General features: G+C 71.5%; 3 protein-coding genes. All 3 read left to right on the forward strand.

What is annotated here, in order from left to right; genetic code table 11:
- The first annotated feature begins 37 nt into the window (after positions 1-37).
- A complete protein-coding gene (locus G4D86_RS42435; RefSeq protein ID WP_164000313.1) occupies positions 38-700 on the forward strand; it encodes an iron-containing redox enzyme family protein in 663 nt (220 codons plus the stop codon).
- Positions 701-807: 107 nt separating this feature from the next.
- The gene (locus G4D86_RS42440; RefSeq protein WP_164000315.1) at positions 808-2,043 is read left to right on the forward strand and encodes an MFS transporter; all 1,236 of its coding nucleotides are present in this window, start codon (positions 808-810) and stop codon (positions 2,041-2,043) included.
- 4 nt (positions 2,044-2,047) lie between these two features.
- The coding region (locus G4D86_RS42445; protein ID WP_164000318.1) for a non-ribosomal peptide synthetase at positions 2,048-8,363 on the forward strand (6,316 nt) is incomplete at its 3' end.

The raw sequence follows: 8,363 nt of genomic DNA on the forward strand, positions 1-8,363 counted from the left end.
CCGTTGAGACTGCGGACCTCAAAGCCCTGGAGACGCCATGCGGAACCAATCCATCGAGGCGGCGCTGAACAAGAATTCCAACCGCGAGCAGCTGCTCAAGCATCGCTTCTTCCAGATGGTGGATGAGCGCGCGCTGTCGAAGGACCATGCGGAGACGGTGCTCGGGCAGTGGTGGCACCCGATGCACTACTTTCCCAACTTCCTCGGCCGGCTGCTCGCCGCGTGTCCGCAGCTCGAGATGAAGACGGCTGTGTCCCACATCCTCGACCAGGAGGTCGGCGAGGGGGACCCGGCGAACGCGCACGAGCGCCTGTTCATCACGACGATGACGGACGCGGGCCTGGCGCGCGCGGCGGTGTCCGAGGCGGAGATGACGCCCGCGACCAAGCGCCTCATCGACGGCTACAAGCGCTCCACGGACGACTACCTCATCGGCCTGGGCTTCCTCTACGGCACGGAGGTGGCGGACCTCACCATGGTGGCGAAGCTGGGCAAGCTGCTGCGCCGCACCACCGGCCTCAAGTCGCTGCCGTGGGTGGACATCCACGTGAAGCAGGAGCCGGACCACGTCGAGACGGCGGGCCACACCGTGGGCCTCCAGTACACGGACGACGAGATGGCCACCATCGTCCGCGGCGCCGAGGAAATCTGGACGCTGTGGGTCGGCTTCTTCGAGGAGCTGCACAACCGCGTCGCCTGATGTCGCGCGATGCGTCAATGACTGACAGTCCGGGGAACAGCGGTGAGATGTTACAACCCTGGAAGCCCCGGGCAGGCCGTCCCGGGGTGAGGTAGAACGGGGCCACCGTGTCCGCGCTCCGACTGTCGCGTCTCTCCTCGCTCCGCGCCCTGAGGCACCGGGACTTCGCCCTCATCCTGTCCGGTGCGGCGCTCTCCAACATCGGCACCTGGATGGAGGTGCTGGCGCTGGGCGTCTACGTGACGAAAGTCACGGGCCGTGCGGAGTGGACGGGAGGAATCGCCGCGCTGACGTTCCTCCCCGCCATCGTCCTGTCGCCGTTCGGTGGGGCGCTGGCGGACCGGTTCGACCGGCGCCGCTACGTCGCGCTGGGGACGGCGCTGGAGTTCCTGCTGGCCGGCACCCTGGCGACGCTCGCCTTCACCGGCAACCTCACGGTGGGGGCGGTGGCGGCCGTCTCGTTCCTGAATGGCTGTGTCACCAGCCTCTTCCTGCCGGCCTTCACCGCGCTCATCGCCAGCGTGGTGCCGAAGGAGGACCTGCACAGCGCGCTGAGCCTGGACTCCGCGCAGTACAACGTGGGGCGCATCTGCGGCCCGGCGCTGGGCGCGGCGGTGGTGTCGCTGGCGGGCGTGGAGTGGGCGCTGCTCGTCAATGCCCTCTCCTTCCTCGCGGTGCTGGTGGCGCTGGCCTTCGTGCGCGGCGTGGCGCCCGCCGAGGCCCCACGCTCCGAGAGTCTGTGGGCGGGAATCGCCCAGGGCGTGAAGGTGGCGCGTGAGGAGCCGGGCATCGCGCTGGCGCTGCTGGGCACGCTGGCCGTCGCGTTCTGCATCGCGCCCTTCACCGCGCTGGCACCGGTGATGGCCATCCGAGTCCTCAACCTGGACGCGGGCGCCACGTCGTTGCTCGTCGGAGCGCAGGGGACGGGCTCGCTTCTCGCCGCGCTCGCGGCGGGCTCGCTGGCGGACCGCTTCGGGCGTGGGCGCCTGCTCGAGTGGTGCCTGCTGCTCATCGGCCTCATGGCGGCGGCGTACTGGCTGTCGCCCTCGCTGCCCTTCGCCGTCGTCGCCGTGCTGGGGCTGGGCAGCCTCTACATGCTGACGAACACGGGGCTGGCCACCCTCTGCCAGTCGCGCGTGCCGGGCGAGCTGCGGGCCCGCATCGCCAGCCTCAGCGGCATGTTGCTCTACGCCGGCTTCACCGCGGGCGTGTGGCTGCAGGGCGCGCTGGCGGACCGGCTGGGCGTGCGCCTGGTCACCGCGATCGCGGCGCTTTCCTTCTTCGTCCTCGCGGTGATGCTGCGCTCGCTCCGTCCGCGCGCCTTCGCCGTCCTGGAGACCTGACACCATGAGCCAGCACGAGCGCGCCCCCGAGTCCCAGGGGGCGAAACCGGAAGCCCTTCCGGGGCGCAAGCGTCCGCCCCTCGTCCCCGTCTCGCGGACGGAGATGTTGCCGCTGTCCTTCATGCAGCAGCGGCTGTGGTTCCTCGCGCAGCTCGAGGGCAGCGCGGCCACGTACAACGTCCACTTCTTCGTCCGGCTCAAGGGCCCGCTGGACGTGCCCGCGCTGCGTCGCGCCCTGGCGGATGTCGTCCAGCGGCACGAGGCGCTGCGGACCACGTTCTCCGAGGTGAATGGCCAGCCCGTGCAGCGCACCACCCCGACACTGGCGCTGCCCCTGTCCGTGGAGGAGCTGGAGCCGCGGTCCGAGGAAACGCGCGAGGAGGCCGTGCGGCGGCGCGCGGAGGAGGAGGCGCGCCACCCGTTCGACCTGGAGGCGGGCCCGCTGGTGCGCGCGACGCTGCTGCGCGTGGCGGACGAAGACCACGTGTTGCTCTTCGTCACGCACCACATCGTCTGCGACGCGGTGTCGTTCTACTGGATGGCGAGCGAGCTGAACACGCTCTACCTCGCGCACTCGCGCGGCGAGGAGCCCCGGCTGCCGGCGCTGCCGGTGCAGTACGCGGACTTCGCGCACTGGCAGCGGGAGTGGCTCCAGGGTGAAGCGCTGGAGGCCCAACGCGCGTGGTGGACGGAGCGGCTCGCCGGTGCGCCGCCCGTGCTGGAGCTGCCGACGGACAGGCCGCGTCCCCCGGCGCAGACGTTCCGCGGGGTCATCCTCCCGGTGCCCCTGCCCGCGACGCTACCAGCGGCCGTGCGCGAGCTGGCGCGCAAGGCGGGCGTCACGCCGTACATGGCGATGCTGGCGGGCTTCGGGGCGCTGCTCTCGCGCTACAGCGGGCAGTCCGACCTCGTCGTGGGCACGCCCTTCGCGGGACGCGGCCGGCGCGAGGTGGAGAAGCTCATCGGCTTCTTCGCCAACACACTGGCGCTGCGGCTGGACGCGTCAGGAGACCTGTCCTTCCTGGAGCTGCTGCGCCGCACGCGCGAGGGGTGCCTCGGCGCATTCGCCCGCCCGGACATGCCCTTCGAGCAGTTGGTGGACGCGCTCGTGCCCGTGCGGGACGCGAGCCGCTCGCCGCTGTTCCAGGTGATGTTCGTCCACGTGAGCACGCCGCTGGCGGTGCTGAAGTGGCCGGGCGTCACCGTGGAGGAAGTCACCTACGAGCCCGGCGTTGCGCGCTTCGACATCACCCTCTTCTTCTACGAAGACCCAGGTGGCTGGGTGTGTCGCTGGGAGTACAACCGCGACCTCTTCGACGAGGCGACCATCCTCCGCTTGGCGGCGCACTACACGCGCCTGCTGGAGGCCGCCTGCGCCAACCCCATGGAGACGCTGTCGCGGCTGCCGCTGCTGACGGACGTCGAGCGGCACCAGCTACTGCGCGAGTGGAACGACACGGCGGTCCCCTACCCCGCCCTGCGCACCGTGCACGCCCTCTTCGAGGCGCAGGCCGTACGCCAGCCCGACGCCATCGCCGCCAGCTTCGGTGACGCGCGCCTCACGTACGGTGAGCTGAACCGCCGCGCCAACCAACTCGCCCACCACCTGCGTGCCCTCGGCGTCGGGCCTGACGAGCGCGTCGCCATCTGCGTGGACCGCTCGCTCCACCTCCCCCTCGCCGTCCTCGCCACCCTCAAGGCCGGCGGCGCCTACGTCCCCCTGGACCCCGCCTACCCCGCTGAGCGCCTCGCCGCCATGCTCGAGGTGTCCGGTGCTCGGGTGCTGCTCACCCAGCGCCACCTCCAGCTCGTGCTGCCGTCCCATACCGCCACCGCGCTCATCCTCGACGACGCCAACGCCTTCGCTCATGAGCCTGACGCGGACCCGGTGCCCACCGCGGGGCCGGAGTCGCTCACCTACGTCATCTTCACCTCTGGCTCCACCGGCGCCCCCAAGGGCGTCGCCATGCACCACGCCGCTCTCGTCAACCTCATCCACTTCCAGCGGCAGAGTTCCTCCGTCCCCTCAGGCCGCACCCTCCAGTTCTCCGCCTTCAGCTTCGACGTCTCCTTTCAGGAGATGCTCGCCACCTGGGCCGGCGGCGGTGAGCTGGTGCTCATCTCCGAGGACGTCCGCCGCGACGCTCACGCCCTCTTGGAGCTGATGGACGCCCGCGGCGTGGAACGAATGTTCCTTCCCTTCGTCGCCCTTCAGAACCTCGCCGAGGTCTCCGAGCAGGACGGCCTGGTGCCCCGTCACCTCAAGGAAATCATCACCGCCGGCGAGCAGCTTCGCATCACCCCGGCCCTGCGCCTGTTGATGAAGCGGCTGCCCGGCGCCGTGCTGCACAACCAGTACGGCCCGACGGAGACTCACCTCGCCACCCTCTGCGTCCTCTCCGGAGACCCCGAGCCGTGGCCCGACCTGCCCCTCATCGGCACGCCCATCGCCAACGCGAGCATCCACCTGCTCGACTCGCACCTGCAGCCCGTACCCGTAGGAGTCCCCGGCGAGCTGTACATCGGCGGCCTCCAGGTGGCGCGCGGTTACTGGGGACGGCCGGACCTCACCGTGGAGCGCTTCATCCCGGACCCGTTCGGCACCCGGCCCGGCGCGCGCATGTACCGCACGGGCGACCAGGCCCGCTACCGCGCCGACGGGGCCATTGAGTTCCTCGGACGCCGCGACACCCAGGTGAAGGTGCGCGGCTTCCGCATCGAACTGGGCGAAATCGAGGCCACGCTGGCCAAGCACCCCGCCGTGCGCGACTGCGTCGTCGCCGCGCGCGAGCAGGGCCCGGGCGAGAAGCGACTGGTGGCCTGGGTCGTGGGCGTGGAGGGCGAGACGCCGGAGACGGACGCGCTGAAGGCGTTCCTCAAGGAGCGGCTGCCCGAGTACATGGTGCCTACCGCATGGGTGCACCTGGACGCGCTACCGCTGACGCCCAGCGGCAAGGCGGACCGCAAGGCCCTGCCGGACCCTGGCCAGGAGGCGCAGGAAGCGTACGTCGAGCCCCGGACGCCGACGGAAGCGCTGGTGGCGGACATCTGGGCGCCGCTGCTGAAGCTGCCGCGCGTGGGCGCGAATGACCACTTCTTCGAGCGGGGCGGCCATTCGCTCCTGGCCACGCAGGTGGCCTCACGCCTGCGCGCGGCGCTGGGCGTGGAGTTCCCGGTGCGGGTGCTCTTCGAGGCTCCCACGGTGGCGGAACTGGCGGAGCGGCTGGACGCGATGCCACGGGGCACGACAGCCGCGCGGCCGCCGCCGCTCGAGCCCACGCCGAGGGACGGCGAGCTGCCCCTGTCCTTCTCCCAGCAGCGGCTGTGGTTCATCGCGCAGTTGGACGCTGGTGGCTTCTCGTACAACGTCCCCTTCGTCTTCCGGCTGGAGGGTCGGCTGGACGTCGCCGCGCTGGAGCAGGGCCTGCGCGAGCTGACCCGGCGGCACGAGGTGCTGCGGACGACCTTCGTGCAGGTGGAAGGCCGGCCGGTGCAGCGCATCGCACCGGAGCCCGTGCTGCGGCTGGCGGTGGAGGACGTGGCGGCGCTGCCGGATGATGCGCGCCAGGCCACGCTCGCGCGGCGCGCACGCGAAGAGGCCCAACGCCCCTTCGACCTCGCGGTGGGCCCGCTGGTGCGCGCGACGCTGCTGCGCGCGGCGGAGGGCGAGCACGTGCTGCTGCTCGTCATGCACCACATCGTGTGTGACGGCTGGTCGCTCGGCGTGCTGCTGCGAGAGCTGAAGGCGCTCTACACGGCGGCGCTCGCGGGCGAAGCGGCTACGTTGGCGCCACTCCCGGTGCAGTACGCGGACTTCGCGCGCTGGCAGCGGGACTGGCTGCGCGGCGAGGTGCTGGACGCGCAGCTGTCCTGGTGGAAGGGCCAGCTCGCGGGCGCACCGGCCCTGCTGGAGCTGCCGACGGACCGGCCCCGTCCTCCGGTGCAGGGCTTCAAGGGCGCGCTGATGCAGGTGCCGCTGCCGGAGGCGCTGTCGGATTCCATCCGAGAGCTGTGCCGGAGCGAGGACGTCACGCCGTTCATGCTGCTGCTGGCGTCCTTCCACGCGCTGCTGGCTCGCTACAGCGGCCAGTCGGACCTCGTCGTGGGCACGCCCATCGCCGGCCGCACGCAGCGCGAACTGGAGGACCTGGTCGGCTTCTTCGTCAACACGTTGGCACTCCGGCTGGATGCCTCCGACGACCCGAGCTTCCGCGAGTGGCTGGGCCGGGTGCGCGAGACGAGCCTCGGGGCCTTCGCGCACCAGGACGTGCCCTTCGAGAAGCTGGTGGACGCGGTGCAGCCCGTGCGCGACTTGAGCCGCTCGCCGTTGTTCCAGGTGATGTTCGTCCTTCAAGACGCGCCACCCACGGTGACGCTGCCCGGGCTGTCGCTGGGGTTGCTGGACATCGACCCCGGCGTCGCCACGTTCGACCTCACGCTCTACATGCGCGAGACGGCGCGGGGCTGGATGGGCTTCTGGGAATACAACTCCGACCTCTTCGACGAGGCGACGGTGGCCCGCATGGCGGCGCACCACGCGCGCCTGCTGGAGGCCGCCTGCGCGGAGCCGGCGCGGCGCCTGTCCTCGCTCCCGCTGCTGACGGAGGCAGAGCGGCGACGGATGCTGGCCGCGTGGAACGCCCCCGGGACGGAGGTGGCTGGCGCATCGTGCCTCCACGCGCTCTTCGAGGCGCAGGCGGCGCGCACGCCGGACGCGGTGGCGCTCGACTCCGAGGCGGGACGGCTCACGTACAGAGAGCTGAATGTCCGGGCGAACCAGCTCGCGCACCACCTGCTCCGTCGGGGCGTGCGCATGGGGGACATCGTCGGCGTACTGCTGGAGCGCTCGCTGGACGCGATGGTGGCCCTGCTGGGCGTGCTGAAGGCGGGCGCGGCGTACCTGCCGCTGGACCCGGCGTATCCCCGGGAGCGGCTGGAGTACATGCTGTCGGACTCGGGCGCCACGCGACTGCTCACCCACGCGGGGGTGCTGGCCCGGACAGGCGCGCTGGACGTCGAAGTGCTCGACGTCGAGGCGAACCGCGCCGACATGGCGCGTGAGGTGGACACGAATCCGGGCCGGCCGGTGCCGGCTGCGGCGCTCGCGTACCTCATCTACACCTCCGGCTCGACGGGCCGGCCCAAGGCTGTGATGACGCCGCACCGCGCGGTGTCGGCCTATGCGCTCGGCAACGCGCGCATCTACGGGCTGACGCCCGCGGACCGGGTGCTCCAGTTCTCCACGCTCAGCTTCGACCAGAGCGTGGAGGAGATCTTCCCGGCCCTGCTCACGGGCGGGACGGTGGTGCTGCGGACGGAGGCGATGCTGGACCCGGCGGCCTTCTGCGAGCGCTGCGAGCAGTGGGGCCTCACCGTGCTCTTCCTGCCCACGGCTTTCTGGGCGGAGCTGACGGCCTCGCTGACCAGCGGCGTGGTGCGCCTGCCGCCATCGGTGCGCGTGGTGGGCATCGGTGGAGAGAAGGTGCCGGCCTCACGCGTGCTGGACTGGCAGCGCGCGGCGCCAGCACACGTGCGGCTCACCAACGAGTACGGCCCCACCGAGGCCACCGTCATCTGCATCGTGGGCGACCTGGGCCCGGTGCCTGAGCAGGAGCTGCAACAGGGACGCGTCCCCATCGGCCAGGCGGCGCCCGGCGTGCGCGCGTGCGTGCTGGATGCACGTCTGCAACCGGTGCCGACGGGCCTTCCGGGGGAGCTGTACGTCGGCGGCATCGTCCTCGCGCACGGCTACCTGGGCCGGCCGGACCTCACGGCCGAGCGCTTCGTGCCGGACCCCTTCAGCACCGAGCCCGGAGCGCGGCTGTACCGCACGGGAGACCTGGTGCGGCAGCGCCCGGATGGAAATCTGGAGTACATGGGCCGCGCCGATGACCAGGTGAAGCTGCGCGGCTTCCGCATCGAGCTGGGCGAAATCGAGTCCGCGCTGCGAAAGCACGCGGGCGTGCGCGACGTGACCGTGGTGGTGCGCGAGCCCACTCCCGGAGACAAGCGGCTCGTCGCCTACGTGGTGCCGGATGCAGGAGCTGACGTCCGTCCCTCGGCGCTCCGCGCGGAGCTCAAGGCCACGCTTCCCGAGTACATGGTGCCCTCCGCCTTCGTGCCGCTGGACGCGCTGCCGCTGACGCCGAGTGGCAAGGTGGACCGCAAGGCGCTGCCGGCGCCCCAGGAGGAGGCGGGACGCGAGGGCTACGTCGCGCCGCGCGCGGGCCTGGAGGAGGTGGTGGCGAACATCTGGGCGCCGCTGCTCGGAGTGCGGCGCGTGGGCGCGCACGACAACTTCTTCGAGCTGGGTGGCCACT

This window comes from Pyxidicoccus caerfyrddinensis, from assembly GCF_010894405.1.
Taxonomy (GTDB): Bacteria; Myxococcota; Myxococcia; order Myxococcales; family Myxococcaceae; genus Myxococcus; species Myxococcus caerfyrddinensis.

Excerpts from the sequence above, each read along its gene's own strand:
- G4D86_RS42435 (WP_164000313.1), top strand. The coding sequence starts at position 38 with ATGCGGAACCAATCCATCGAGGCGGCGCTGAACAAGAATTCCAACCGC.